This window comes from Sphingomonas sp. R86521, from assembly GCF_042466235.1.
Lineage (GTDB): Bacteria > Pseudomonadota > Alphaproteobacteria > Sphingomonadales > Sphingomonadaceae > Sphingomonas.
In genome coordinates this window covers 439494-465887 of sequence record NZ_JAXHBY010000001.1, presented here as the reverse complement: position 1 = coordinate 465887, position 26394 = coordinate 439494, and the positions used below count along the sequence as shown (strand labels likewise).

At 67.8% G+C, this 26394-nt stretch carries 31 protein-coding genes and 1 tRNA gene; 5 read left to right on the top strand and 27 right to left on the bottom strand.

What is annotated here, in order from left to right; all coding sequences use genetic code 11:
- Nucleotides 1-115: 115 nt before the first annotated feature.
- From gpmA to SJY20_RS02300, 3 genes are all read left to right on the top strand, one after another.
- Complete coding sequence (gpmA, locus tag SJY20_RS02310) at nt 116-802, top strand: 2,3-diphosphoglycerate-dependent phosphoglycerate mutase (RefSeq protein ID WP_380784996.1); 687 nt, start codon at nt 116-118, stop codon at nt 800-802.
- Nucleotides 803-980: 178 nt separating this feature from the next.
- Nucleotides 981-1436 carry a 5-(carboxyamino)imidazole ribonucleotide mutase gene (gene purE / locus SJY20_RS02305; RefSeq protein ID WP_380784995.1) on the top strand — a complete coding sequence of 152 codons (456 nt, stop codon included), beginning with the start codon at nt 981-983 and terminating at the stop codon, nt 1434-1436.
- Entirely contained in the window at nt 1436-2521 is a 1086-nt protein-coding gene (locus tag SJY20_RS02300; protein ID WP_380788520.1) for a 5-(carboxyamino)imidazole ribonucleotide synthase, read from the top strand. Before purE ends, SJY20_RS02300 begins: the two co-directional genes overlap by 1 nt.
- Before the next feature lie 20 nt (nt 2522-2541).
- Here SJY20_RS02300 and SJY20_RS02295 read toward each other — a convergent pair whose 3' ends face one another.
- The 6 genes from SJY20_RS02295 to infA all read right to left on the bottom strand — a co-directional run bounded on the left by SJY20_RS02295 (nt 2542) and on the right by infA (nt 5267).
- Nucleotides 2542-3057 (bottom strand): DUF1440 domain-containing protein, encoded by a 516-nt coding sequence (locus SJY20_RS02295; RefSeq protein WP_380784994.1) that lies wholly within the window; start codon nt 3055-3057, stop codon nt 2542-2544.
- A 142-nt stretch (nt 3058-3199) separates the two neighbouring features.
- Nucleotides 3200-3275: transfer RNA gene (locus SJY20_RS02290), tRNA-Phe, on the bottom strand.
- A 52-nt stretch (nt 3276-3327) separates the two neighbouring features.
- A complete protein-coding gene (gene yacG / locus SJY20_RS02285) occupies nt 3328-3510 on the bottom strand; it encodes a DNA gyrase inhibitor YacG (RefSeq protein ID WP_380784993.1) in 183 nt (60 codons plus the stop codon).
- Entirely contained in the window at nt 3510-4454 is a 945-nt protein-coding gene (locus SJY20_RS02280; RefSeq protein WP_380784992.1) for a ribonuclease, read from the bottom strand. Before SJY20_RS02280 ends, yacG begins: the two co-directional genes overlap by 1 nt.
- A complete protein-coding gene (locus SJY20_RS02275; protein WP_380784991.1) occupies nt 4447-5025 on the bottom strand; it encodes a Maf family protein in 579 nt (192 codons plus the stop codon). Before SJY20_RS02275 ends, SJY20_RS02280 begins: the two co-directional genes overlap by 8 nt.
- Nucleotides 5026-5048: 23 nt before the next feature.
- Nucleotides 5049-5267 (bottom strand): translation initiation factor IF-1, encoded by a 219-nt coding sequence (gene infA, locus SJY20_RS02270; protein ID WP_031441079.1) that lies wholly within the window; start codon nt 5265-5267, stop codon nt 5049-5051.
- 467 nt (nt 5268-5734) lie between these two features.
- Between infA and SJY20_RS02265 the strand changes: the two genes are divergently transcribed.
- Nucleotides 5735-6625, top strand: a complete 891-nt coding sequence (locus SJY20_RS02265; RefSeq protein WP_380784989.1) for a hypothetical protein — start codon at nt 5735-5737, stop codon at nt 6623-6625.
- Here the strand turns inward: SJY20_RS02265 and SJY20_RS02260 are convergent.
- The 15 genes from SJY20_RS02260 to SJY20_RS02190 all read right to left on the bottom strand — a co-directional run bounded on the left by SJY20_RS02260 (nt 6584) and on the right by SJY20_RS02190 (nt 19198).
- Nucleotides 6584-7003 carry a very short patch repair endonuclease gene (locus tag SJY20_RS02260; protein WP_380784987.1) on the bottom strand — a complete coding sequence of 140 codons (420 nt, stop codon included), beginning with the start codon at nt 7001-7003 and terminating at the stop codon, nt 6584-6586. The two genes, SJY20_RS02265 and SJY20_RS02260, sit on opposite strands and share 42 nt — an antisense overlap.
- Nucleotides 7000-8163: a DNA cytosine methyltransferase gene (locus tag SJY20_RS02255; protein ID WP_380788518.1), complete on the bottom strand. Its 1164-nt coding sequence runs from the start codon at nt 8161-8163 to the stop codon at nt 7000-7002. The genes SJY20_RS02260 and SJY20_RS02255 overlap by 4 nt, the downstream gene beginning before the upstream one ends.
- A gap of 205 nt (nt 8164-8368) precedes the next feature.
- The gene (locus SJY20_RS02250) at nt 8369-10522 is read right to left on the bottom strand and encodes a sodium-translocating pyrophosphatase (protein ID WP_380784986.1); all 2154 of its coding nucleotides are present in this window, start codon (nt 10520-10522) and stop codon (nt 8369-8371) included.
- A gap of 90 nt (nt 10523-10612) precedes the next feature.
- Nucleotides 10613-11494, bottom strand: coding sequence for a thiamine-phosphate kinase (thiL, locus tag SJY20_RS02245; RefSeq protein WP_380784985.1), 882 nt, complete (start codon nt 11492-11494; stop codon nt 10613-10615).
- Nucleotides 11495-11531: 37 nt separating this feature from the next.
- Nucleotides 11532-11891: a PilZ domain-containing protein gene (locus SJY20_RS02240; protein WP_380784984.1), complete on the bottom strand. Its 360-nt coding sequence runs from the start codon at nt 11889-11891 to the stop codon at nt 11532-11534.
- Between the two features lie 100 nt (nt 11892-11991).
- Nucleotides 11992-12168 (bottom strand): DUF4169 family protein, encoded by a 177-nt coding sequence (locus SJY20_RS02235; RefSeq protein ID WP_380784983.1) that lies wholly within the window; start codon nt 12166-12168, stop codon nt 11992-11994.
- 5 nt (nt 12169-12173) lie between these two features.
- Nucleotides 12174-12629 carry a transcription antitermination factor NusB gene (nusB, locus tag SJY20_RS02230; protein WP_380784982.1) on the bottom strand — a complete coding sequence of 152 codons (456 nt, stop codon included), beginning with the start codon at nt 12627-12629 and terminating at the stop codon, nt 12174-12176.
- Nucleotides 12630-12951: 322 nt separating this feature from the next.
- Nucleotides 12952-14247 carry a histidinol dehydrogenase gene (gene hisD / locus SJY20_RS02225; protein ID WP_380784981.1) on the bottom strand — a complete coding sequence of 432 codons (1296 nt, stop codon included), beginning with the start codon at nt 14245-14247 and terminating at the stop codon, nt 12952-12954.
- 132 nt (nt 14248-14379) lie between these two features.
- Entirely contained in the window at nt 14380-15036 is a 657-nt protein-coding gene (hisG, locus tag SJY20_RS02220; protein WP_380784980.1) for an ATP phosphoribosyltransferase, read from the bottom strand.
- Between the two features lie 132 nt (nt 15037-15168).
- Complete coding sequence (locus SJY20_RS02215) at nt 15169-15648, bottom strand: RcnB family protein (RefSeq protein ID WP_380784979.1); 480 nt, start codon at nt 15646-15648, stop codon at nt 15169-15171.
- Nucleotides 15649-15734: 86 nt separating this feature from the next.
- The gene (locus tag SJY20_RS02210) at nt 15735-16619 is read right to left on the bottom strand and encodes an alpha/beta fold hydrolase (protein WP_380784978.1); all 885 of its coding nucleotides are present in this window, start codon (nt 16617-16619) and stop codon (nt 15735-15737) included.
- Between the two features lie 113 nt (nt 16620-16732).
- Nucleotides 16733-17632, bottom strand: coding sequence for a pirin family protein (locus SJY20_RS02205; RefSeq protein ID WP_380784977.1), 900 nt, complete (start codon nt 17630-17632; stop codon nt 16733-16735).
- Nucleotides 17632-18069, bottom strand: a complete 438-nt coding sequence (locus tag SJY20_RS02200) for an NUDIX hydrolase (protein ID WP_380784976.1) — start codon at nt 18067-18069, stop codon at nt 17632-17634. Before SJY20_RS02200 ends, SJY20_RS02205 begins: the two co-directional genes overlap by 1 nt.
- Before the next feature lie 133 nt (nt 18070-18202).
- The gene (locus tag SJY20_RS02195; RefSeq protein ID WP_380784975.1) at nt 18203-18910 is read right to left on the bottom strand and encodes a glutathione S-transferase; all 708 of its coding nucleotides are present in this window, start codon (nt 18908-18910) and stop codon (nt 18203-18205) included.
- 3 nt (nt 18911-18913) lie between these two features.
- A complete protein-coding gene (locus tag SJY20_RS02190) occupies nt 18914-19198 on the bottom strand; it encodes a BolA family protein (RefSeq protein WP_380784974.1) in 285 nt (94 codons plus the stop codon).
- Nucleotides 19199-19308: 110 nt separating this feature from the next.
- On the opposite strand from SJY20_RS02190, the gene SJY20_RS02185 reads away from it, so the two are divergent.
- Nucleotides 19309-19833, top strand: coding sequence for a J domain-containing protein (locus SJY20_RS02185; RefSeq protein WP_380784973.1), 525 nt, complete (start codon nt 19309-19311; stop codon nt 19831-19833).
- Nucleotides 19834-19932: 99 nt separating this feature from the next.
- Here SJY20_RS02185 and SJY20_RS02180 read toward each other — a convergent pair whose 3' ends face one another.
- The 6 genes from SJY20_RS02180 to SJY20_RS02155 form a co-directional block, all read right to left on the bottom strand.
- Entirely contained in the window at nt 19933-20553 is a 621-nt protein-coding gene (locus SJY20_RS02180) for a MarC family protein (protein ID WP_380784972.1), read from the bottom strand.
- A complete protein-coding gene (gene folD, locus SJY20_RS02175) occupies nt 20547-21449 on the bottom strand; it encodes a bifunctional methylenetetrahydrofolate dehydrogenase/methenyltetrahydrofolate cyclohydrolase FolD (protein ID WP_380784971.1) in 903 nt (300 codons plus the stop codon). The genes SJY20_RS02180 and folD overlap by 7 nt, the downstream gene beginning before the upstream one ends.
- Nucleotides 21450-21494: 45 nt before the next feature.
- Nucleotides 21495-21797, bottom strand: coding sequence for a YggT family protein (locus SJY20_RS02170; RefSeq protein ID WP_380784970.1), 303 nt, complete (start codon nt 21795-21797; stop codon nt 21495-21497).
- Nucleotides 21798-22191: 394 nt separating this feature from the next.
- The gene (gene argB, locus SJY20_RS02165) at nt 22192-23109 is read right to left on the bottom strand and encodes an acetylglutamate kinase (RefSeq protein ID WP_380784969.1); all 918 of its coding nucleotides are present in this window, start codon (nt 23107-23109) and stop codon (nt 22192-22194) included.
- Between the two features lie 34 nt (nt 23110-23143).
- Nucleotides 23144-25816 (bottom strand): phosphoenolpyruvate carboxylase, encoded by a 2673-nt coding sequence (gene ppc / locus SJY20_RS02160; protein WP_380784968.1) that lies wholly within the window; start codon nt 25814-25816, stop codon nt 23144-23146.
- A gap of 187 nt (nt 25817-26003) precedes the next feature.
- Nucleotides 26004-26378 carry a hypothetical protein gene (locus SJY20_RS02155; protein WP_380784967.1) on the bottom strand — a complete coding sequence of 125 codons (375 nt, stop codon included), beginning with the start codon at nt 26376-26378 and terminating at the stop codon, nt 26004-26006.
- Nucleotides 26379-26394 lie beyond the last annotated feature (16 nt).

The window sequence follows — 26394 nt, the reverse complement described above, 5'->3', positions numbered from 1 at the left end:
AAAGTCAGGACGCAGGGTAACAGGGCGCGGTCCTTCGTGGCTCTGGGTCCTGACTTTCGTCAGGATGACGGTTAGATTCGAACCGCCCCCTTTTACCGACATCGCAGGAGCTCGAATGCCGAAACTCGTCCTGATCCGCCACGGCCAGTCCAGCTGGAACCTCGAAAACCGTTTCACCGGATGGTGGGACGTCGACATGACCGCCAAGGGCGAGGCCGAGGCCAAGGCGGCGGGGGAGCTGATGGCTGCCAAAGGGCTTGATTTCGACCAGACCTTCGTCAGCCTGCAGACCCGCGCGATCAAGACGCTCAACATCGCGCTGGAGGCGATGGGGCGGCTGTGGCTGCCGGTCGAGAAGGACTGGCGGCTGAACGAACGGCATTATGGCGGGCTGACCGGGCTCGACAAGGCCGAGACCGCGGCCAAGCACGGCGCCGAGCAGGTCCATGTCTGGCGGCGCAGCTTCGACATCCCGCCGCCGGTGATGGAGGACGGGTCGGAATTCGATCTGTCGAACGACCGTCGCTATGCCGGGATCGCGATTCCGAAGACCGAGAGCCTGAAGGACACCATCGCGCGCGTGCTGCCGTATTGGGACGAGCGGATCGCGCCGGCGTTGAAGGACGGCCAGCGGGTGCTGATCTCGGCGCACGGCAATTCGCTGCGCGCGCTGGTCAAGCATCTGTCGGGGATTCCGGATGATGAGATCACGGGGTTGGAAATCCCGACCGGGCAGCCGATCGTGTATGAGCTGGATGACGCGCTGAAGGCGCTCGATCGCTATTATCTGAGCGAGCGCTGAAACCTTCGTCATCCTGACGAACGTCAGGACCCAGGGTTACCGAGCGCCGCTCTTGTGACCCTGGGTCCCGGGTCGAGCCCGGGATGACGATCCTGGATAGGTTGCCCCTGCCCCACCGCGGCGCTAGGCACGGGCGCTTCTCGGCATTGGGGGCGAAATGGCGCTGGTCGGCATCATCATGGGTAGCACCTCCGATTGGGAGACGATGCGCCACGCCGCGGAGACGCTCGACGCACTGGGCGTGGCGTACGAAACCAAAGTGGTTTCCGCGCACCGCACCCCCCAGCGGCTCTATGATTACGCAAAATCGGCGGCCGATCGCGGGTTGAAGGTGGTTATCGCCGGCGCAGGCGGCGCGGCGCACTTGCCCGGCATGGCGGCGGCGATGACGCATTTGCCGGTGCTGGGCGTACCCGTCGAATCGAAGGCGCTGAAGGGCATGGATAGCCTCCTCTCGATCGTGCAGATGCCCGGCGGGATCCCGGTGGGGACGCTCGCCATCGGCAAGCCTGGTGCGATCAACGCGGGGCTGCTCGCCGCGGCGATCCTCGCGACCTCCGACGATGCGCTGGCCACACGGTTGAAGGCATGGCGCGCGGCGCAGACCGACGCGGTCGCGGAAGACCCGGCGTGATGCTGCGCCCCGGCTCGACGATCGGCATCTTGGGCGGCGGACAGCTCGGGCGGATGCTCGCGATCGCGGCGGCACATCTCGGCTATCGCAGCCATGTCTACGCGCCCGAGGCGACTGGCCCCGCGACCGAAGTCGCCGCCGAATGGACGCAGGGACGGTTCGAGGATGCCGACGCGATGCGCGGCTTTGCCGCGCGCGTCGATATCGCGACGTACGAGTTCGAGAATATCGACCCGCAGGCGGTCGCGTCGTTGTCGGAACGGGTTGCTGTGCACCCGCCGGTCCGGGCGCTGGATGTCGCGCGCTATCGCCCGCATGAAAAGGCGCTAGTGACCGAGCTTGGCGGGCGCACCGCGCCGTACCGCGAGGTCGCGTCCGCCGCCGATCTGGCGCGGGCGCTGGGCGAGATCGGCGCGCCGGCGATCCTGAAGACGACGTTGTTCGGCTACGACGGCAAGGGCCAGGTCCGGATCGACGACGTCGGCGAGGCCGAGGCGGCATGGGCGGCGCTGGGCAGCCCCCCTGCCCTGCCGGCAGGCGTGCCCGCGATCGTCGAGGGCCGGATCGATTTCCTCGCCGAATTCTCCGTGGTGCTGGCGCGCGGCCGCGACGGGCAGGTCGTCACGTACGATACGCCGGAGAACGTCCATCACGACGGTATCCTGGCGACGTCGTCGGTGCCAGCGCGGCAGGCGATCCTCGACCAGGCCGCCGAGGCGATCGGCGTCGCGCGGAAAATCGCCGAGCGGCTGGACTATGTGGGCGTGATGGCGGCCGAGTTCTTCGCGACCGCGGACGGCCCGGTGTTCAACGAGATGGCCCCGCGGGTGCACAATTCGGGGCATTGGACGATCGAGGGCGCGGTGTGCTCGCAGTTCGAGAACCACATCCGCGCGATCTGCGGCCTGCCACTGGGGTCGACCGCGCTGACCGGGCGCCGCGTGACGATGGAGAATTTGATCGGCGACGAGGCCGACCGGTGGCCGGAGTTGCTGGCCGAACCCGGCGCGCACCTCCACCTCTACGGCAAGGGCGATTCTCGGCCCGGGCGCAAGATGGGCCATGTCACGCGCGTGGTGATCTAGCGTCCGTCACCCTTGCGACGCTAGCGCGTCAGCGTTCCCGCGACCTGCCGACGGACCATCTCGCTCACGCCACCGAACACCAGGTGCGAGGCGTAGGCATACGCATTGCCGGCAATGCCCGCATTCCAGGGCGCCTCGCCGAGCCCAAGTGCCGGCACCGCGGCCTCATCGAGCAAGGTCGCCGTTCCGAGCCCAAAGCCAGTGCCGTACCCCGCGGTGATCGCAGGCCGGAATTCGGCGGCGACGCCGTAGGCCGCCCCGAGCGCGATCCCCAGCGCATAATGGATCGCTTGCCCCGCCAGCGGCTTGTCGGCTTCGGGCATGGCGTTCCCGGTCATCGTCGTGGCGACCGCGTCCGCAGCCTTCTCGGTCGCCGGCTCGGACTCGTCGCCGCTGGAAGGCATCAGCGGCGATACGAGCGCCTGGAACCGGTCCATCGCGAATGATGCGACGGCGCCGGCGATGACCCCGGCAACGACCCCCCGCGCAAGTTTCGCCGTTACGGACGAATCCGGTGTGCTGCGGGTTTCGGTCAACGCGTCTCTCCTGATGTCCGTGCAGAGAACGGTCGAACGGCTGACGGGTTTCCCCCGCCGCGCGGAGGCGAACGCAGATAGAGACCGCGATTCTGCACCGGGTCGCTTAATCGGGTGACTGCCGCCGCATCTGTCTGGAAAATGGTGCCCGGAGACGGGGTCGAACCGCCGACACTGCGATTTTCAGTCGCATGCTCTACCAACTGAGCTATCCGGGCATCGCCGATCGGGATCGGACAAGGCACCGATCTTTCGACCGGAAGGGCGCGTTTAGTCGGGGTCCTCGCCGGTGTCTAGCCCATCCGTGCCGATCGGGCGGCCGGGAATGCGATAGCCTTCGCCGAGCCATTGCAGCAGGTCGCGGTCGCGGTGGCGGCTGCAGCAGAACGGCGTGGTTTCGGCGGCGGCGGGCTTGCCGCAGATCGGGCATTCGATAGGCTTGGCGGCAGGCATCAGGCGCTCTCCAGTTCGTGGACGACGCCGGTGCGGCGGGCGAGCTCGGCCAGCCAGCCCGGTTCGGCGATCAGCCGGGCATGGACCGCGGCCGGCAGGCGGTGACGGCGCGACGCGGTGGGGGGCGTGCGTTCGAGGCTGCGGAGCGCGGCGCGGGCGGCGGCACCGACCGGATCGGCGCGGAGCAGTTCGGGAAGCGAGGCGCGCGGGCGCGGGCGGACGATCTGGAGGAAGCCGAAGCCGTTGACCGCGGTGCGCTCGAACGGGGCGGGCAGCGACTCGTCGATGGCGGTGGCGACGGCCTGGCGCTGCGCCTTGCCCTGCAGCGTGGGGAAGTCGATGCCGATCGAGCCGCCGATGCCGTGGCGGCGGATCGCGGCGGCGACTTCGTAGGCGGCGGCGATGGCAAGTGCGTCGAGCGGGGGCGCGCCGTCGACGTCGAACAGCGTCATCGCGGGGGTCGGCGACAGGCGAAGCGCGCCGGTCGGGAACAGGATCTCGCCGGTCAGCGCCTCATCGAGCAGTTCGGACCAGCCTGCGGCTTCGAGCGCGTCGGGTTCGTGGGCGCGGAGCTGGCGGACCGGGTGGCCGGTGGCGGCTAGGCGGGCCAGCAGGTCGGGGGCGGCGCTTGGCGGGGCGTCGGTGGCGACCGCCTTGGCGAGTTTCGCGCGGCCGGACTCGGGGATGGCTTCGCGGACAATCTCGACGGTCAGCGCGGCGCCTTCGGTGATTCCTGGCGGGAGCGCGTTGATCAGCGCTTCGCTGCCGTCCAGCGCGACGCGGCCGCGGCGGCCGGGGAGCAGCGCCACCAGGCGGGCGGTGGCGATGGTGCCGACGCGGAGGGTGTCGTCGTCGCGTTCGATCGCGGCCTCGACGATGCGATCGTCGTCGACCAGCGCCGCTCTAGCCTCGCCGATGCCGGCTTCGTAGAGCCATTCAGGCAAGCGCGACGCCGGCGGTCTTCAGCAGCGCGCGCGTTTCGAACAGGGGCAAGCCGACGACGCCCGAATGCGAGCCCGACAGGAAGCGGACGAACGCCTCGGCGCGGCCCTGGATCGCGTAGCCGCCGGCCTTGCCTAGGCCCTCGCCGCAATCGATGTACGCGTCGATCTCGGCCTGCGACAACGGCTTGAACGCGACGATGGTGTCGGCGATGCGCGTGCGCACTTTGCCGGCGGCGTCGATCACGCAGACCGCGCTCAGCGCATGGTGGCGGCGGCCAGACAGTTTCGCCAGCAGGTCGCGCTGCACCGCCTCGGTATCGGCGGGGGGCAGGATGCGGCGGCCGAGTGCGATCGTGGTGTCGCCGGCAAGCACGATCTCGCCATCTGCACGGTCCACCGCTTGGGCCTTTTCGACGGCGAGGCGCAGCGCATAGTCCCGCGGTGGCTCGGCTTTGCGCGGGGTCTCGTCGATCGCGGGCGCGGCCACGCGGGCCGGCACCACCCCGAGCCGGGCTAGCAGGTCGCGGCGGCGGGGCGAGGAGGAGGCCAAGACCACTTGGGGTACGAGCATGACGGCCTCGATAACGGAACGGATTACTTGAAGCGGTAGGTGATGCGACCCTTGGTCAGGTCGTAGGGCGTGAGTTCGCACAGCACTTCGTCGCCGACCAGCACGCGGATGCGGTTCTTGCGCATCTTGCCGGCGGTGTGGCCTAGGATCTCGTGGTCGTTTTCGAGCTGGACCCGGAACATCGCGTTGGGGAGCAATTCCACCACGCGGCCGCGCATCTCGAGCAGTTCTTCCTTGGCCAAACAAAACCTCTGATATCTGGGGGTATGCGAACGCGGGCCCTTAGCGGCAAAGCCGATAAAAGGGAAGCGCTGTAGGGATATGGGGGTGAAGGGGACGGGTTTCCAGCGGGGTGGAAGGTCGCAAAGGTCATGGGGGAGAGGGTGTTTTTGGGGCGGGGTGGTTCGGCGAATGTTGAGAGTGTTGAGACGATGAGTGGGTTTCTGTGGGGGTCTCAACTTTCAGCGGTGGCGGGTGTGGCGGGTGTCGCGCGATCGCGAGGGGGCTTGGACGGTTCAAAGAGCGAGTCAGGTAAACGCTAGCGCCGTCCGAGTGTGTAGGACAGCGGTGTTTCAAGGCAACCGAATGGCGGCTCAACTAATGCGGCGCAGCATGAAGCGGGCGTCCCTAGGTGACGATGCCCGCTCGGCGACGATATGGTCTCACGACGTTGACACCTGGGCAAGAGCACATTCTAAGGATGATAGAGTTGAGTAAGGCCATGCAAGGCGTGGTAAAAAATGGGGAATGTCGCCGGGTGCATGGTCCAGCAATACTGGTACGCACGCTGTCGCAGCCGACCAGGCGAGACAAGGCGGGCAACGCTTGGCAGTATCATTCACGCAGCGACCATCACTCCAAGGTCGCCTGTTGGGGAGTGATATTCGACCTTTTGTCGGCAGCCCCGCTGTTGCGGCGGCATGTCGAAGCGGGGGTCGTGAGTTTCGGCATCAACCACGAGATGCGGGATTTCGTTCACGATCGTAAGAAGAACCTGGACCTCGTACTGTGTACACCCGGCGGTGCAGTCACGGGGGGAAATCTTTCCGATCTTGCGACGGATTACGAGATCGTTCTGACGGATGAGGAACGGGTGATTCTTGATGGTCTGCCGCCGTTGGTTCGCACCCCGGTCGGCGCCGTCGTCATGGCGCTAGAAGCCAAGGCATGCATGACGGCGCATCAACGCGCGCTACCCCGCCTCTATGACGAGTTGAACTCTTCGCACCTCACCGTCCACGGAGCGAGCGAGCAGGCCATTGCGGTCGGTTTCACCATGATCAATGCCGCCGAACGTTATCTCAGCCCCGATCTGAACAAGAAGAACCGGGCCACCGATCCGGATTGGAGCACACATCGGCAGCCCCGCGACGCTCAACTTGCGATCGACAAGATTCGGCAGCTGCCACGCCGCGCGAAGGTTGGCGACGTCGGATACGACGCCCTATCGATCGTTGTGATCGACATGCAGAACGACGGCACACCGGTAGCGCTGGTGGAGGGACCACCGGCGCGCCAGCCAGGCGACATCTACCATTACGATACGATGATCGCCAGACTATCCGGCATCTACGCCACGCGGTTCAAGGATCTTGGCTAGCCTTTCAACGATCCGGTCCTTCTCGCATTCCCAAATCATGACGACTGCATAGCCCCGTCGGCGTAGAGCTCGAACGGCCCGCGCGTCCCGATCACGGTTCGCCGCGAACTTCGTCGTCCAAAAATCAGTATTGGTCTTGGGAATTGTCGCCTTCCGACAATTGGTATGATGGTGCCAAAAGCAACCGTTGACGAATATTGCCCAACAGCGCGATTTGTTCGCGAAGTCCGGACTACCCGGCAGCGACCTAACGTTCCTGCGGTATCGCAGACCCTCATGCCGCAGGACAGTGCCTACCGTCTCTTCGATCTTGGTCCCCTTCTGCCGTTGACCGGCCATACGACGTGATGTCGCCGCATCGTGCGCAGTCGGCTTCACTCAGCAGCGACCGCGTACCTGGCGCCTGCCGTCTCGGGGTTCTCCATCCTATAGAGATGGTCGCGCAGTCGATCCTGAAAGCCGTCGGTGAAACGCAACGTGGCCCGTTCCGTCCGAAGCAGAAACCCCCGCGTTGCGCGAACCGACAGCGGTTTACCTGGATATCTTAAGAAATCGATCAGCGCGGGTCGCTCGTCCCAACGTGGATATGCCGAGATCGCGACCGCCGTCCGAGCGTCGCCATTCGACCGTGCGGCCTTGGGCCAGCGCCCGTCAGCGGGAAGTGCGACGTCGCGGGACCGATCGTAGAAGCCAGGCCGTGCCAGCCGTTCGCCGAGCCAACGAGCGACCGGCACGGTGACCGCGTTGCCGACAAGCGACCATCTGACGGACGCACGCCCCACGTCAGCCGCGGGCGCCGTCCAATCTTCGGGAAAACCCTGAAAGCGTTCGGCGTCCCGAATGTCCGGCGTGATCACGTCGCCCGATGGAAGCAGGATCGCGGGCGGCGATGCAATGCCGACCGTGGAACCGTTCTTCAGCGTTGGAATAGCATCAGCGGCCCAACCCAGCCCTCTGACTCCCTCGGTCCAGTAAAAGCCGTGGGCGCGAGCATCGAGATCCGTATCCGCCAAACGCGGCTGCGCCTCGTCAGCGAACAGCACCGACGCAGGATCGACGTCGGTATTGGTAGCGACGAAAAGGACGCGCTCGCGCCGTTGAGGGACGAAAGACAGGCTATTCACGACGCGATAGGCCCATCGGTAGCCACGCGCTTCGAACTCTTCGATCAAAGTTCGCATGGCGCGCCCACGTTCCAGCTGGAGCATGAAAGACACGTTTTCGAGCACGATCCAGGGCACGCGACGCTCGTCGAGCAGGCGAAAGACATGACCCACCAAGCTGGACCTCTTGCCGCCGATACCGGCGGTCAGTCCTGCCTGGCTGAGATCCTGACAAGGGAACCCGCCGACGAGCAATTCGACTTCGTCAGGCAACGCTGCCAGATGCCGGACATCTGGCTCACACGGCACATCGGGCATCCGAGCGCCCAGCACCGCGCGTGCCGGCTCCCATATTTCACACGTTAGGCTCGTTTGGTGACCCGCAGCAGAAAGGCCCCGCTCCAATCCTCCGATGCCGGCAAACAGCCCTGCCACTTTCACACCTGGACTCCCCGTCGCCGCCACAGCCAATTGCAGATGGCTTAAACGCGCCGGACGCAAAGTTCCAGCTCTGTTCCGCTTTGCCTGAGTAACGACGTCGGAGCTTCCGAGTTCGAGAAGGGGCGTCGTGGCGGAGCCACGCCGTCGGTCGGGGGCGTTTGGGCGCCCCCGCCGGCCGGTCGCGCTTGCTGCGCTCTGCTCAGCCTGCGCTCGCAGCCAGGGCTGCGAGCAGCAGCAGCGCGACGATGTTGGTGATCTTGATCATCGGGTTGACCGCTGGCCCCGCGGTGTCCTTGTACGGGTCTCCCACGGTGTCGCCGGTGACCGCGGCCTTGTGGGCTTCGGACCCCTTGCCGCCGTGGTTGCCGTCCTCGATGTACTTCTTGGCATTGTCCCAGGCGCCGCCGCCGCTGGTCATCGAGATCGCGACGAACAGCCCGGAGACGATCACGCCGAGCAGCATCGCGCCCAGGCTGGCGAAGCCGCTCGCCTGGCCGGCGACCGCGGTGATGATGAAATAGACCGCGATCGGGCTGAGCACCGGGAGCAGGCTGGGCACGATCATCTCGCGGATCGCGGCCTTGGTGACGAGGTCGACGGTGCGGGCATAGTCGGGGCGGCTGGTGCCGAGCATGATCCCGGGATTGTCGCGGAACTGCGCGCGGACTTCCTCGACCACCGCGCCCGCAGCCCGACCGACCGCGGTCATGCCGAACGCGCCGAACAGATAGGGGAGCAAGGCGCCGAGCAGCAGCCCGACGATGACGTAGGGGTTGCTGAGACTGAAATCGACCGTGACGTCGGGGAAATAGGTCGCGAGATCGGTGGTGTAGGCGCCGAACAGCACCAAGGCGGCGAGCCCCGCCGAGCCGATCGCATAGCCCTTGGTCACCGCCTTGGTGGTGTTGCCGACCGCGTCCAAGGCGTCGGTACGCTGGCGGACGTCGTCGGGCATCCCTGCCATCTCGGCGATGCCGCCGGCATTGTCGGTGACCGGGCCGTAGGCGTCCAGTGCGACCACCATGCCGGCCTGCGCGAGCATCGCGGTGGCGGCGAACGCGATGCCGATGATCCCGGCGAGCTGGTACGCGACGATCACCGCGACGACGATGACGAGGGTCGGCAGCGCGGTCGATTCGAGGCTGATCGCGAGGCCCTGGATGACGTTGGTGCCGTGGCCGGTCTCCGACGCCTTCGCGATCGAGCGCACCGGGCGGTGGTTGGTGCCGGTGTAATATTCGGTGATCCACACCAGCAACGCGGTGACGACCAGGCCGATCATCATCGCCCAGAACAGGTCCATGCCGGTGAAGCTCTGCGTCAGCGAGGGCGCGGCCTGCGTGGTCAGGTCGTCGGTGGCGGGATCGAGGAAGCCGGCGCCGCCGATCGTCGCGTGGAGATCGCCGAGGACGTATCTGGTGGCGAAATAGATGCCCGGGATCGACAGGATCGCGGAGGTGAAGAAGCCCTTGTAGAGCGCGCCCATGATCGAGCCGCGCCCCAAGCGGACCATGTAGGTGCCGATGATGCTGGTGACGATGCAGACGCCGCCGACCAGCAGCGGCAGGGTCATCAGCCGCATCAGGTCGGCCGCGCTCGCCTGGATCAGCAGCGCGATCGAGATCATCGTCACGCCGAGGGTGACGACATAGGTCTCGAACAGATCGGCGGCCATCCCTGCGCAGTCGCCGACGTTATCGCCGACGTTGTCCGCGATCACGGCGGGGTTGCGGGGGTCGTCCTCGGGGATGCCGGCCTCGACCTTGCCGACCAGGTCGGCGCCGACGTCGGCGGCCTTGGTGAAGATGCCGCCGCCCAATCGCGCGAAGATCGAGATCAGCGAGGCGCCGAACGCGAGCGCGGTGAGCGCCTCGACGATGATGCGGTCGTTGGGGGCGTGGCCGGCGGGACCGGTGAGGTACCAGAAGAAACTGCTGATCGCGAGCAGGCCCAGGCCCGCGACGAGCATGCCGGTGACGGCGCCCGAGCGGAACGCCATCGTCAGGCCAGCCTGGAGCGAGGTGCGCGCGGCCTCTGCGGTGCGGACGTTGGCGCGCACGGAAATGTTCATGCCGACATAGCCGGCGACACCCGACAGCACCGCACCGATGACGAAGCCGATCGTCGAGGTAAGGCCGAGGGTGAGGCCGAGGATCGCGGCGACGATCACGCCGACCACCGCGATGGTGGTGTACTGGCGGCCGAGATAGGCTTTCGCGCCTTCTTGAATCGCGGCGGCGATGTCCTGCATCTTTTCGTTGCCGGGACTGGCGGCGAGGACCTGCCTGCTGGTGATGAAGCCGTACAATACGGCGATGACGCCGCAGATCATCGATAGATAGACGGTCGTCATAGGCCCGCAGTCCCTTTCCGTGTCCTCGCCAACGCCCGTGCTTTGCCGGGTCGCAGGGGTCAGCGTACCAGTGTGCGACCAATGCGCAAGTTATCGCGCGTGGGCGTAGCCTAGGCGGGTCGGGAGCGGGACGGCGATGCCGCCCTGGGTTAAGGTCAGGCCGGCGCCGGGCGCGAAATTTCCGATGCGGGTTGCGGGGAATTCGCTGTCGGCAGGGGCGGCGAAGAGGAGTTCGTAATCGTCGCCTGCGGTGACTGCGGCGAAGATGTCGCCCGAATAGGCGCGATAGGCCGGCGACAGCGGGACCCGGTCGAGATCGATCGCGACCGCGAGGCCACTTGCGGCCGCCATCCGCTGCGCGTCGATCAGCACGCCGTCGGAGACGTCCATCATTGCGTGCGCGCGGGGGGCGATCAGGCGGCCTTCGGTCAGGCGCGGGTGGGGGCGGCGATAGGCGGCCAGGAGGTCGGCCGGGCCTTCGCCCTTGAGGGCGATCGCGAGCCCGGCGCCGGCGTCGCCGATCGTGCCGGTGACCCAGAGCGCGTCCCCTGCCCTGGCGCCGCTGCGGGGGGGCGCCGCGGCGTCGGTGCCGAACGCGGTGACGGTGAGGATGCGCGGGGCATTCGGGGGGAGCGTGACGGTGTCGCCGCCGATGAGGGGCGTGGCGAATGCCACGAGCACCGCTGCCAGCCCGCGCAGGAACGCCTGATCCCACGCGTCGTCGCCGAGCGGGTAATTGAGCAGGATGCCCTCTACCGCGGCACCCTTGGCGGCGAGATCGGACAGATTGGTCGCGACCAGCTTCCACGCGACGTCCTGCGGCGGGTCGGTGGCTAGGAAGTGGACGCCCTCGACCAGCGTGTCGGTCGTGACGACATAGCCGCCGATGATCGCGGTATCGTCGCGCAACCCGTGCGCACCGGGATGGAGCGGCAGGGTGCGCAGCGCGTCGAGGAAGTCGTCTTCGGTCACGCGCCGGGGGTAGCGGGTGGCGCGGATCGTGTCTCGCCTAGTCGATCGCGCGCCAGACGTCGGGTGCAGGCGCGGCATCGGCTTTCCGCAGATGCTCGAGCCCGGCGTAATTCTGGCGGACCACAGCGAGCGGATTGACCGCGTGGCTGAACCGCACGCCGGTGCCACGCGTCGCGGCGCGGACGACGATCACGACGACATCGAGCGAACGCGCCTGGACGACGAACTGCTGCCCGGTCGCGACCGCCGGCAGCCCGCGGATCATCGCGCCGTCGGCGGAGATATCGGCGATCACGACCGGGTAGCGCATCCCGTGGATGATCGCGGTGCCGTCGATATGCGTCGGATAGCGCTGCGACTTGCGCAGATCGATCGGCGATGGCGCGGGCGCACCCATAAGGGGGGTTTCCTGAGGACGGTTCGATCAAGGACGTCCGGTGCCGACGATCGTTCCGCGGTCGCTGCGTTATGCTGGTTAACGCGGTACCGGCGCGCGTTCAGGGTTCGCGGCGGGCGCGGTCCAGCGTGCGGTCGATCCGCGCGACTTCGGCCTCGGCGGCGTCCTTGTCGGCCTTGGTCCGGCCGAACGCGGCGCGGTTGGCGGCGGCGGTGGTTTCCGCGCTGGCGCGGGCGCGCGCCTTGCGGGCGCGGCGGAGGTTGATGATCTCCGCCACCCGGGTCAGCCCCTGACGTCCTTGGCGATGGCGTCGAGCAGGCCGTTGACGAAGCCCGATTCGCGCTTGTCGTAGAAGGCGTGCGCGACATCGACATATTCGCTGATCACGGCGCCGACGGGGACGTCGGCACGCGCGAGCAGTTCGTAGGTGCCGACGCGGAGGATCGCCTTCATCGGCTTGTCGAGGCGCGCGAGGCTCCAGCCCTTGGCGAGCTTGGCGGCGACCAGCGTGTCGATCTCGGCGGCGCGGGCATGCGCGCCGCTGACCAGGTCGTCGAAGAAATCGACATCGGCCTCGGCATATTCGACGTCCTCGATGGTCGCGCCGAGGCGGTGCTGGTGGAATTCGTTGAGCAGCACGGGGACGGCGGTGCCCTCCATCTCGTGCTGGTACATCGCCTGGACGGCGGCGAGTCGGGCGGCGGCGCGCGCCTTGGTGCGGGGGGCTGTTCGGGACATAAGCGGTTGCCCTTAGGGCTCGGGGGCGTTCGTGTCAGCCCTTGGCGGTTTAGAAGGGTTTGTTCACGCTAAGCCACGAAGGCGCGAAGAGAAGGAGAAGGGTGGTTTCGCGCAGAGGCGCAGAGGACGCAGAGGTGTTGCACGCGGCGCAGCCGCTTTGGCTCAAACTTGGTGAGATGGAGGGCCGCTGCGCGGCAAGGGCTTCGCTATTCCTCCGCGTCTCCGCGCCTCCGCGTGAAACCACCTTCTTCTCTTCGCGCCTTCGTGCTTTTGCGTGAAAACACCTTCTGCTCAGCGTCCTCTGCGCCTCTGCGCGAAAAAATCAGTGATTGAGGCGAAGGCGGAGCGCGACCGAGCGGGCGTGGGCGGGGAGGCCTTCGGCCTTGGCCAAGGCGACGGTCGCGGGGCCGAGTTCGCGTAGGGACTCCTCGTCGAGTTGCAGGAAGCTGGTGCGCTTCATGAAGTCGAGGACCGACAGGCCGCTGGCAAACCGCGCGCGGCGGCCGGTGGGGAGGACGTGGTTGGGCCCCGCCACGTAATCGCCGATCGCCTCTGGCGTGTAGCGGCCGAGGAAGACCGAGCCGGCGTGGCGGATGCGGTCGAAGAAGGCTTGCGGGTCGTCGATCGCGAGCTGGAGATGCTCGGGCGCCAGGCGATCCACGAGCGGCGCTGCGTCGTCGAGCGATTCGACCACGATGATCGCGCCGTTGGTGTCCCAGGCGACCCGCGCGACGGCTTCGGTCGCGAGCGTCGACAGCTGGCGCTCGACCGCGGCGGCGACGGCGTCGGCATAGGCGGCATCGTCGGTGAACAGGATCGATTGCGTCGTGGTGTCGTGCTCGGCCTGGCTGAGCAGGTCGGCGGCGGTCCATTCGGGGTCGTTAAGGGCATCGGCGACGACGACGATTTCGGACGGGCCGGCGACCATGTCGATGCCGACCACGCCGAACAGCTGGCGCTTGGCCTCCGCGACCCAGGCGTTGCCGGGGCCGGTGATGACGTCGACCGGGGCGATCCGCCCGGCGCCGTAGGCCAGCGCCGCGACACCCTGCGCGCCGCCGATGCGCCAGATCTCGTCGATTCCTGCGAGGTGCGCGGCGGCGAGGACAAGGTCGTTGATCGCGCCGTCGGGGGTCGGGGTGACCATCGCGAGGCGCTTCACGCCCGCGACCTTGGCGGGAATCGCGTTCATCAGCAGCGACGACGGGTACGCCGCACGTCCGCCGGGGACGTAGAGACCGGCGGCATCGACCGGGGTCCAGCGCGCGCCGAGGCGGACGCCGGCCGAGTCGACGGAGTCGGTGTCGGTGGGGCGCTGCTTCTCGTGATAGGCGCGGATGCGGGCGGCGGCGAGTTCGAGCGCGGTGCGGAGGTCGGGGTCGAGCGCATCGAACGCGGCGGCGCAGGTGGCGGGGTCGATCCGCCAGCCGGTCTGGTCGAGGTCGTGGCGGTCGAGGCGCTGGGTGAGGTCGCGCAAGGCCCCTTCGCCGCGGGTGCGGACGTCGGCGATGATCGCCGCGACGTCGCGGGTGACGTCGGCGGAGGATTCGCGACGGGCGTTGACGAGGGTTTCGAAGGCGGACGCGAAGGATGCGTCGATGGTTGAGAGGCGGATCATGCCTTGCCCCCCTCCCGCTTGCGGGAGGGGTTGGGGGTGGGCTCGCGCTCACCACACCCGTTGCGCTTGGTTTGACCGGGAGCCCACCCCCCGGCCCCCTCCCGCTTGCGGGAGGGGGGCAGAAGAAAGCGGTCATGCCGATTGCTCCACGGCGCGGCGGAAGGCTTCGACCAGCGGCACGACCTGCGGGCGCGTCTTCATCGCGGCGCGGTTGACGATCAGGCGGCTGGTGACCTGCATGATCTCCTCGACCTCGACGAGGCCGTTTTCCTTGAGCGTGCGGCCCGACGAGACCAGGTCGACGATGCGCGGCGCGAGGCCGAGCGTCGGCGCCAGCTCCATCGCGCCGTTCAACTTGACGCATTCGGCCTGGACCCCGCGGGCGGCGAAATGCGCGGCGGTGACGTGGGGGTATTTGGTGGCGACGCGGACATGGCTCCAGCCGCGCGGATCGTCGTGCTCGGCCATCGCGACCGGCTCGGCGACCGACAGCCGGCAATGGCCGATGCCGAGATCGACCGGCGCGTAGAGTTCGGAATAGCCGAATTCGGCGATCACGTCGGAGCCGACGATGCCGAGTTGCGCGGCGCCGTGCGCGACGAAGGTGGCGACGTCGAACGCGCGGACGCGGATCAGCGAAATGCCGGGGTCGTCGGTGGCGAAGCGCAGCGCGCGGCTGTCCGGGTCGGAGAATGCCGCCTCGGGGACGATGCCGGCGCGGGCGAGGAGCGGCAGGGCCTCGGCGAGGATGCGTCCCTTGGGGACGGCGATGATGAGGGGTTGGGGCACGCGCGCGCTTTACGAGGCGCGTACGGCAGGCGCAACGGGGCCCGCAACCTCGTTCTCCTGCGTAGGCAGGAGCCCAGGGTTGCGGGCGTCGCATCCTGTTACCCTGGACTCCTGCTTTCGCAGGAGAACGGGTCAGTAGAAGAAGCTGTTGTAGACCTGGACGGTGCGGCCACTCCGCGTGTCGACCAGCACGACGTCGCGGCCGTAGCGGACCCAGCGCTGATAGCCGTAGCCCGGGCGCGGCAGGCGATAGGTCTGGTAGTCGTTGATCCAGTAGTTGCGGCCGTAATATTCGGGCGCGAAGCGGTAGCCGACGCTGACAGGGCGATAGCGATAGCCGCGCGGGCCGGTGTAATTGCCGCGGCGATAGACGTTCTGGTGCGACTGGCGATAATCGCGCCAGTCCTCGCGGCGCTCCTGACGATCCTCGCGCAGTTCGCGGCGCGCATCGCGGACGTCGCCACGATCACCGCGGTACTGGGCATCGCGCAGGTCGCGCTGGTCGCGGCGGATCTCGTGGCTGTCCTGGCGGACTTCGCGGGCGCTCTGCGCCTGAACGGCGACGGGGGTCAGGACGGTGGCGGCGAGGGCCGCGATGATCATCTTGTGCATGACGTCTCTCCTTGTTCGGCACCGCGGTTAGGCGGCATGAGAGAGGAAATACCCCTGCCCCGCTGAACGATCCCGGAATGCCGCGGTCAGGAATCCGACAGGTTTCGTCTCAGCGCTGCGATCACCGCCTGCGGGTTCTGCCAGGGCACGAAATGCCCGGCATCGACCCGCTCTATGGTGAGGTCGGGGACGTAGTCGGCGAGTCCGTCGAGCTGGCACGGCAGCAGTGCGGTGTCGTGCAGCCCCCAGATCACCAGCACCGGCATCCGCGTCGGCGGGAATGGAGCGTCGAGAAAGGCGGGGCGATCGGGTGTCGCCTCCATCGAGGGCACGACGATGGCGCTGGCACGGTACCAGTTGAGCATCGCGGTCAGCGCACCGGGCTGGCGCCATTGGTCGAGATAGACCGGCTTTTCGTCGGCGATCCGCTCGGGCGCGATGTGTGGCGCGAAGCTGGCGTCGAAGAAGGCGGACAGTCCGATCGATTCGACATGCTGCTCGAAATTCGGGTTGCGGAAGGCGGTGATGTACTGGCTGGCGGCGCGCTGCGCGGGGTCGTCGAACAGGCTGCGCTGGAAGACCAGGGGGTGCGGCGCGTTGATGATGACCAGCCGCGCGATGCGGTCGGGATGTTTCAGCGCCGCCATCCACGCGACCGCCCCGCCCCAGTCGTGGCCGACCAGCGTAAAGCGGTCGATCCCGAAATGATCGGCGAGCGCTAGCAGGTCGGCGACGATCTTCTCCGGCGTGTAGTCGGAAATGCCGTCGGGTTTCGACGAGCGGGCGAAGCCGCGCTGATCGGGGGCGAGGACGAAATGGTCCCGGGCGAGATCGGGAACGATGTCGCGCCAGGTGCGGTGCGATTCGGGGAAGCCGTGGAGGAGGATTATTGGGGGGTCGGCGGGGCTGCCGGCAACCTGCACGTCCAGGGTTACGCCGGTGGCGAGGCGGATGCTCTGCAGGTCGTCCATATCTTCTTCTCCCCTCCCGCTTGCGGGAGGGGTCGGGGGAGGGCCTGCCCGTTCCGCGCGGTATCGTTCGAGGACATGCCCTCCCCCAGCCCCTCCCGCAAGCGGGAGGGGGGTTACGGATAGCTTACGGTCTTCGGGATCGCGGGGATCTCGATCCATTCCTTGTCGTCGCCCGGCACTTTCGGGAATTCCCCCGCGGTCCAGGCGCGCTTGGCTTCGTCGATGCGGTCGCGGCGTGAGCTGACGAAGTTCCACCAGACGTGGCGCGGGGTGGTGAAGGCGTCGCCGCCGCACAGCATCGCGCGGCCGCCGCTCGCCGAGCGCAGCGTCGCGGCGATGCCGGGGCGCAGCACGTACAGCACCTGCGGTTCCAGGCTGACGCCCTCCAGCGTCGCCTCACCCATCGCGAGATAGATCGCGCGTTCCTCGGCGGCGGCGTCGATCGGGACGCTGGCGCCGGGGTCGAGCGCGATGTCGGCATAGATCGTGCCCGAATAGGTCGTGGTCGGCGCGGTCTGGCCCCAGAGCGACCCCATGATGATCCGCGAGCGCGCGCCGTGCGCCTCGATCATCGGCAGCTGCGCCTTGGTGACGTGTTCGAACGCCGGGTCGATCTCCTCGTGCGATTCGGGCAGCGCTAGCCAGGTCTGGATGCCCGACAGATCGGGGCCGTGCGCGCGCTCGTCGCCGGGCGAGCGTTCGGAATGGACGATGCCGTGGCCCGCGGTCATCAGGTTGACCGCGCCGGGCTCGATCCGCGCCTGCGTGCCGAGCGAATCGCGGTGATCGATCGCGCCGTCGAACAGATAGGTCACGGTCGACAGGTTGATGTGCGGATGCGGCCGCACGTCGATGCCGCCGCCGACCGGCAAGTGGGCGGGCCCCATCTGGTCGAAGAACAGAAACGGGCCGACCATCGTGCGATCCTTGTTGGGGAGCGTGCGGTGGACCTTGAAGCCGCCGAGGTCGTGCGTGGAGGGCAGGATGGTCTGCAGGACGAAATCATCGAGCATCAGTGCGGCTCCGTGGCGTCGAGGAGTTCGACGATGTCCGCGGGATAGATCACTTCGTCATGCGCCGCGATGTCGGATCTGGAAAACCAGCGGTGACCGACGAGCAGCACCTGCTCCTGTTCGGTGAGCCCGCCCGCCGCGACCTCGATCGTGTCGACGTCGACGCGGAAATAGCGTTCGTCGGCGGTTACTTCGGTGCCCTCGAAGGTACGGAAGTCGACGACGCGGCGCGCCACTTCCGGGCCGCAATCGATGTCGAGGCCGACTTCTTCCCACAATTCGCGGCGCGCGGCGGCGGCATAGCTCTCGCCGGGGTCGACCGCGCCGCCGGGGGTGCACCACAAGGGCGGGCGATCGTCGGGGGTGAAGCGGAACAGCAGCGCCCGGTTCTGGGAGTCGACGAGGAGGATGCGGGCGGCGGGGCGTGGGGTTCTCATGGTCGAACCACCCCGGCGGAGGCCGGGGCCCAATTGGGGGACGTTGGTAACGACGGACCGACCTCTCCAACCGGGACTTTCCCAATTGGGCCCCGGCCTCCGCCGGGGTGGTAATGTTCGACCGGGCGCGTCCTCATTCGGCGTCGAGTTCGGGATAATGGCGGAAGATGCCGTCGGTGTTGAACGGCAGCCGGCGATCGCTTTTCAGATAGGCGCGGATGCCGGGGAGGTTGGCGACCTGGTCGTGGATGCGGACCAGGTTCGGATAGTCGGGTTCGAGCGTCTTCATCCGGCGCGGGAACATGTAGCGCAGGCCTTCGATGAGCTGGAACAGCGAGGTGTCGCAATAGGTCCAGCGGTGGTCGATCAGCCATTCGCCGGGATTGGCCTGAGTCGCATCCTCCAGATAACCGAGGAATTTGGGCAGCCGTTCGTCGCGGAACTGCCTGGCGGCGCGCGCCGCCTCGGGCTTCTGGTCGTCGTAATAGTCCATCATCGCGACCGGGTGATGGACGTTGTGGACCTCCGAAACCAAGTCGGCGATGGTCAGCTGCAACTGGTTGAGCCAGAGCCGGTCGGCCATGTTCGACGGCGCGATGTCGTGGCGCTCGCCGAGATACATCAGGATGTTGGCGACCTGCGCGATGACGATGCCGTCGAGGTCGAGATAGGGCGGCGCGAACGGCGTGCGCCCGGCGCGCGCGTTCAGATCGGCCATCAGCCCTTCCTCGCCGACCTCGCGGGCGCGGTCGACATAGGCGATCTCAGCAGCTTCGAGCGGCAACCGGACGAATTCGCCGCGACCCTGGATCGAGGGCCAGTACCAGAGCGTGTACGCCATGCATCAATCTCCCGGAGCGCTGGCCTTGATGGCGAGGGCGTGGATTCTTTCGCTCAACAGATCGGCGAGCGCTTGGTTCACCAGCCGCTGGCGCGCGACGCGATTGAGCCCGGCGAACGCGGCACTCTCGACCTCGACGCGGAAATGCGATTCGCCGGTGCCGTCGTCGCCCATATGGCCGGCATGGGACGCGCTTTCGTTGAGCACGACGAGGCGGGTGGGTGCGAGCGCCGCGGTCAGGCGGGCGGTGATCTGGTCCTGGACGGAGCCGGTGGCGAGCATGGTCATCCTTCCTATATAGCCCGTTTGGCAAGCGCGGGGAGCCGGTGGCGAACGAACGTAAGGAAAGACCGAGCCCGAGGTTTCACGGGCGAGTCGAGAATACCGGGCGGAGCTGCATGTGGGGCGGCTGCGACGAGCCGGGCGAATTCCGTGCGCCCCCGCTGGAAGGCGCGAGCGAGGGCGGACCGCCGCAGTTCCGCTGGTTCTGCCTCAACCACGTCCGCGCGTTCAATTCGGGGTATAATTTCTTCGACGGAATGACCGCGGACGAGATTCACCATGCGCAGCGGCCGATGGCGGGATGGGAACGCGAGACGCGCGCGTTCGCGCATGCCGGTGGCGACACCCCGCCGAAATGGGCGGACTTTTCAGATCCGATCGATGCGATCGGGGCGCGGTTTGGGGACCGCGTGGGTGCCGCGCGGAAGGATGGCCGCGTGCTGAGCGATGGCGAGCGGCGGGCGCTGCGCGTCCTGGGGCTCGGGACCGATGTCGACCGGACGGGGTTGCGGAAACGCTACAGCGAGCTGGTGCGGCGGTTTCATCCGGATCGCAACGGTGGTGACCGGGCGCATGAGGGGGATTTGCAGAAGGTGATTGCGGCGTATCAGCAGCTGAAGGGCGCGAAGGCGTTCGCCTGACCCTCCGTCACCCTGAACTCGTTTCAGGGTCCATCTGTCCGCGGGCGCTGGCGTGTGTTGCGGGGTGGATGCTGAAACAAGTTCAGCATGACGGAGAGGTTACCGCAGGACTTGCGACAACCCGTCGATCACGAACTGCACCGCGAGCGCCGCTAGCAGCACGCCAAGAAGCCGCGTGATCACCGCCTCGATCTTGGCGCCCAGGATGCGCATGATCGGACCGGCCGCGAGCAGCGAAACCAAAGTCAGCAGCAGAATCGTGCCCATCGCGGCCAGCACCACCAGCGTGCGTTCGATGCCGTCGTTGCGGCTCATCAGCAGCATCACCGACGCGATCGAGCCCGGCCCGGCGATCATCGGCATCGCCATCGGGAAGATCGAGACGTCGTCGGCCTCGGGATCCTCGGCGACCTTGGCGGCGCGGTCCTCGCGGCGCTGGGTGCGCTTTTCGAAGACCATTTCGAGCGCGATCAGGAACAGCATGATGCCGCCCGCGATCCGGAAGCTGGCCAGGCTGATGCCGAGGCCGCGGAGCAGATCCTCGCCGAACAGCGCGAACACGAGAAGGATCGCGGTGGCGACGCCGACCGCGCGGAGGGCCATCGCGCGCTTCTGCGCCGCGGGCGCGGCGGCGGACAGTCCGGCATAGATCGGCGCGCAGCCCGGCGGATCGATGACGACGAAGAACGTGATCAGCGACGAGACGAAGAGTTCTAGCACGCGGCCGAGTCCTTGGGGGCGTCCAGCGCGTCGAGGTCGATCGCGACGTTTTCGCGGCGGCCGGCTGAGACCAGCGTGTTGCGCAGCAGGCAGGCGATCGTCATCGGCCCGACGCCGCCCGGCACCGGCGTGATCGCGCCCGCGACCTGCGACGCGCTGGCGAAGTCGACGTCGCCGACCAGCCCCGCCTCGGTACGGTTGATGCCGACGTCGATCACGGTCGCGCCGGGCTTGATCCAGTCGCCGGTGATCATCCCGGGAATGCCGACCGCGGCGACGACGATGTCGGCCTGGCGGACGTGCGCGAAGGCGTCGCGGGTGCGGCTGTGGACGATCGTGACGGTGCAGCTCTCGGCGAGCAGCAACTGCGCCATCGGCTTGCCGACGATGTTGGAGCGGCCGACGACGACGGCTTCGAGCCCGGCGAGATGCGAGTGGATGCTTTTCAGCAGCATCACGCAGCCGAGCGGGGTGCAGGGCACGAAGCCGGGCAGCCCGGTGGCGAGCCGGCCGGCGTTGATCGGATGGAAGCCGTCGACGTCCTTGTCGGGATCGATCGCGGCGATCACCGCTTGCGCATCGATATGCGGCGGCAGCGGAAGCTGGACGAGGATGCCGTCGATCCCGGGATCGGCGTTGAGATCGGCGACCAGCGCGAGCAGCACATCGGGCGCGACGTCGGCGGGCAGGCGATGCTCGATGCTCTGCATCCCCGCCTCCCGCGTCGCCTTCCCCTTCGACCGGACATAGACCGCGGAGGCGGGGTCCTCGCCGACCAGCACGACGGCGAGGCCGGGCGCGCGGCCCGCCTTCGCGCGGAAATCGGAGACGCCGCCGGCGATGCGGGCGCGGAGATTGGCGGCGAAAGCCTTGCCGTCGATGATGGTCGCACTCATGGCCGCGACGCATACCCGCCGGCGGTCATTTCCGCCAGCGCAGCGTCAATAGCCCGAGGTGATGTAGCTCGCCGCGAGGTTGGGGATGACGATGTTGCTGAGGATGTAGACGATCAGCAGCACGACCATCGGCGACAGGTCGAGCGCGCCGAAATCGGGGAGGATGCGGCGGATCGGCCGATACAGCGGCTCGGTCATGCGCTGCAGCGCGGTCCAGACGGTGCGGACGATGTCGGTGTGGGTGTTGATGATGTTGAAGGCGATCAGCCAGGACAGGATCGCCTGGACGACGATGATCCACCACACGACGTTGAGGAGGACCTGGAAGATCTGGAGGATGGTGAGCAACGATGATCTCCGCGGGGTGTCACCCGAGTATAGGGGGCGGCGGGGGTTGGGAGAAGGGGGCCGTCACGGTACACGTCCGTCATGCCAGCGCAGGCGGGCATCTCATGCGGCGGGCGCGGGGCGTTTCAACGGGAGACCCCAGCCTTCGCTGGGGTGACGGCGGGGGGGAACGCCCTGAATCTTCTCCCCTCCCTGGAAGGGAGGGGTTGGGGGTGGGTTGCTGTCGTGGGACCGCCGCGCCTGCCCCGAGCCGACCCACCCCCGACCCCTCCCTTCCAGGGAGGGGAGCGCGCTACGTTCGGGGTCGTCATCCCGGACTCGTCCCGGGATGACGGGGGTGGGGCCGCGTGCCGCAACGGGAGACCCCAGCCTTCGCCGGGGTGACGGCGTACGCCTACCGCGTGCCGAGCTTTGCGCTGACCAGCGTGCCCGCACCCTGTTTGGTGAAGATCTCCAGCAGCATCGCGTGGGGGACGCGGCCGTCTATGATGACGGCGGCGTCGACGCCGGATTCGACCGCGGCGACGCAGGTTTCGAGTTTGGGGATCATGCCGCCGGTGATGGTGCCGTCGGCACGCAGTTCGGCGACGCGGGCGGGGTCGAGGTCGGTCAGCAGTTCGCCCTGCTTGTCGAGCACGCCGACGATGTCGGTCAGCAGGAAGAACCGTGCCGCGCCCATCGCCGAGGCGATCGCGCCGGCCATGGTGTCGGCGTTGATGTTGTAGGTGTGGCCATCGGCGCCGATCCCGATCGGCGCGACCACTGGGATGATGCCGGCGGTCAGCAGCGTGTCGAGAATCTTGCGGTCGACTGCGATCGGCTCGCCGACGAAGCCGAGGTCGACATGGCGTTCGATGCCCTGCAACCGGTCGGGTTCACGCGCGGAACCGACTTTTTGCGCGAGGACCAGCCCGGCGTCCTTGCCCGAGATGCCGACGGCGCGGCCGCCGGCCTGGCCGATCCAGCCGACGATTTCCTTGTTGATCGATCCGGCCAAGACCATTTCGGCGATCTGCGCGGTTTCCGCATCGGTCACGCGCAGGCCGTCGACGAAGCGCGATTCGACGCCGAGGCGCTTCAGCATCGCGCCGATCTGCGGGCCGCCGCCGTGCACCACGACGACGTTGATGCCGACCGCCTTGAGCAGCACCATGTCCTCGGCGAAGTCGCGCTGCAGCTCTGGGTCGCCCATCGCGTGGCCGCCATATTTCACGACGAAGGTCTTGCCGGCATAGCGCTGGAGATACGGCAGCGCTTCGGTCAGCGTTTCCGCCTTGGCGAGCAGGGCGGGATCGGGCGTGTGATCGGTCATGCCGGCGCTTTAGCGGCGCGCGGCGCGCGCGTCATCAACCGCTGTTGCGCAGACCGGTGGCGATCGCGTTGATCGACAGCAGGATGCCTTCGCCGATCCGCGGATCGTCCTCGCCGGCGCGGCGGCGCTTGATCAGTTCGATCTGGAGCAGGTTGAGCGGCTCGATATACGGCAGGCGCAGGCGGATCGAGGCTTCCAGCGCGGAGTGCTTTTCGAGCAGTCGCGACTGACCGGTGATCTCCAGCAGGCCGTCATGGGTCTGGTGCCAGCCGTCGCGGATCGTCGAGAAGATGCCGCGCAGAGCGTCGTCCTCGACCAGCTCGGCGTAGCGCGCGGCGATGCCCATATCCGACTTCGCGAGCACCATCTCGAGGTTGGCGAGCGCGGAGGCGAACAGCGGCCAGCCCTGCGCCATCTCGGCGAGCAGCGCCTTGTCGGGGTGCGCGGCGATCGCCTGGCCGACGCCGTACCAGCCCGGCAGCATCACGCGCGCCTGCGCCCAGCTGAACACCCAGGGAATTGCGCGCAAATCCTCGATGCGGTCGGACTTGGTGCGGCTGGCGGGGCGGCTGCCGATTTTCAGCCCGGCGATCTCGGCGATCGGCGTCATCTGGCGGAAGAAGGTGCGGAAGCCTTCCGTGCCGTAGACTAGGTCGCGGTAGCTGCGGAACGCCGTGTCGCTGAGCGCATCCATCGCGCCGGAGAATTGCGCGTTGTCGGCGTTCGAGAGGCGCTCGGGTTCGAGGCTGGCGAGCAGGGTCGCCGACGCGATTGCCTCCAGGTTGGACATCGCGGCATCTCTCGTACCGTATTTGGCGGCGATGACCTCGCCCTGTTCGGTGATGCGGATACGGCCCTGGACGGTGCCGGGCGGCTGCGCGCGGATCGCCGCGAACGCCGAGCCGCCGCCGCGCCCGACCGCACCGCCGCGACCGTGGAACAGCTGCATGCCGACACCGGCCGCCGCGAACACGGGTTTCAGCGCGGTCGACGCCTTCGACAGCTGCCAGGTCGAGGTCAGGTAGCCGCCGTCCTTGTTGCTGTCCGAATAGCCGATCATCACCTCCTGATGACCGCGTTTGCGCGCGATCACGGCGATTTCGGGGAGCGCGAACCAGGCGGTCATGACGCCGGGCGCGGCCTCCAGATCGCCGATCGTCTCGAACAGCGGGACCGCCATGATCGCAGCGGTCGGCGTGTCGCCGGGGCGGTAGAGCCCGGCCTCCTTGAGCAGCAGGTTCACTTCGAGGAGGTCGCTGACCGACTGCGCCATCGAGACGATGTAGTTGACGATGCAGGCCGGGCCGTAGGTCGCATGCGCGTCGGCCGCGGCCTGAACGATCGCGAGTTCGCCCGCGGTTTCCTCGCTATAGTCCGAGAAGCGCGAGGTGAGCGGGCGGGCATTGGCGAGCTCGCGGCGCAGCAGCGCGATCCGGGCGTCCTCGTCGAGCGACAGATAGTCGTCCTCGACGCCGGCGACCTTCAGCAGTTCGGCGACGACGCGTTCGTGGACCGCGCTGTTCTGGCGCATGTCGAGCGTCGCGAGGTGGAAGCCGAACGTCTCGACCGCGCGGATCAGCCGGCCGAGCGCGCCGCCGCTGGCGAGCGTGCCGCTGCCGACCGCGGCCAGCCCGTGCGCGATCGCGACGAGGTCGGCGCGCAGGGCCTGCGGATCGGGATAGGGCTCGCCGATCAGCCGTCCGGGGCGCGGCGCGGGCTTGCCGGTCAAGGCGAGATGCGTCGCGGCGAGGCGGGCGTAGATGCCCGTCAGCGCGCGGCGATAGGGCTCGTCGCTGCGGCTCTGCGCGGTGTCGCCGCTTGCCTCCGCCAGCGCGTCGACCGCGGGGTCGGCGGCGGCGTGTTCGGTCGAGATCGAGAGTTCGGCGCCGAGCGCGTGGATCGCGTCGAGATAATAATCGAGCACCGCTTCGCTGGCTTTTGCGAGTGCGGCCTTGAGCGAGTCGGCGGTGACATAGGGGTTGCCGTCGCGGTCGCCGCCGATCCAGCTGCCGGGCTTGAGGAAGCTCGGCACCCGGGCGCCGAGTGCGCGGTCCCAGCGCTGGTAGAGCGCGGGCAGCGCGGGGAGGAAGACGTCGCGCAGGTAACTGAGCGCGGTGCTGACCTCGTCGGTGACGTAAAGCCGGTCGCGGCGCAGCACGCGAGTCTGCCACAGCAGCGCGATCTGGCGGCGGATGCCGTCCTCGACGCCGTCGCCGTCAGGCGTGGTCTCGCGGCCGGCGTCGCGCAGCAGCATCAGGTCGGCGATGCGGTTGCGGTGATCGATCATGCTCTTGCGCCGCACTTCAGTGGGGTGCGCGGTGAGCACGGGGGCGATCAGCGCGTGATCGAGCAGCGCGCGGACCTGGGTGCGGTCGATACCCGCCGCCTCCAGCTGGGCGAGCGCGGAAGCGAGGTCGGCGCCCTGTTCCGCCGCGATGCCCTGGCGATCCTCGGCAAGGTTGGCGAGCATGCTGAACAGCATGAATCCGCGGACGAAATCGAGCGTCTCGTCGAGATCGAGCTTTTCGAGGCTGAGGTCGACTGCATCGTCGGCGCCGTTGCCGCGGTGGCGCTCGACCGATGCCTTGCGGATCGCCTCGGTCGCTTCGAACAATCGCTCGCCGCCATAGGCGCGGATGACGTCGCCGAGCAGCGTGCCGAGGAAGCGGATGTCGGAATTGTTCGCGATCGGGGGGAGATTGGCCATGGCGATATGCTGCGCTGCGGTGCGGATCAGGTCAACCGGGGCGATTCTATGGTGCCCGTCGATCTGACTGCGACCGTCACTCCAGCGCAGGCTGGGGTCTCCCGTTGCAGTGTCCCACCCTCACCGCTTGAGGTGCCAGCCTACGCTGGCATGACGGCGGCGGGGTGAGCGTCTCGGAGCAGGAGCGTCAGCGGCCGCGGGAAGCCACGCGTTCCTCGGTGGTGACGGTGCCGTCGTGGTTCAGGTCCATCGCGTCGAACCGCGCAAGGCTGCCTTCGCTGAATTCGATCGCGGAGATCGAACCGTCCTTGTTGCGGTCGTACGCCAGCAGCCGCGACGCGTTGCGGACGGGCAGTTCGTCCTTGCTGATCTTGTCGTCGCCGTTGCGATCGAGCGCGCGGAACCGGCGCTCCATTGCGCTGCCGTAATCGAGCCGCGAGGTCACCGAGGGCGGCACGAAGCCCGCCGCCTTGGCATCCGCCTGCGCGTTCGCGGCCTTCTTGTCGCTGCACCCAGACAGTATCAGCCCCGCGGCAAACGCCGCTCCGATCATCACGCGCATATCTATTCTCCCGGAG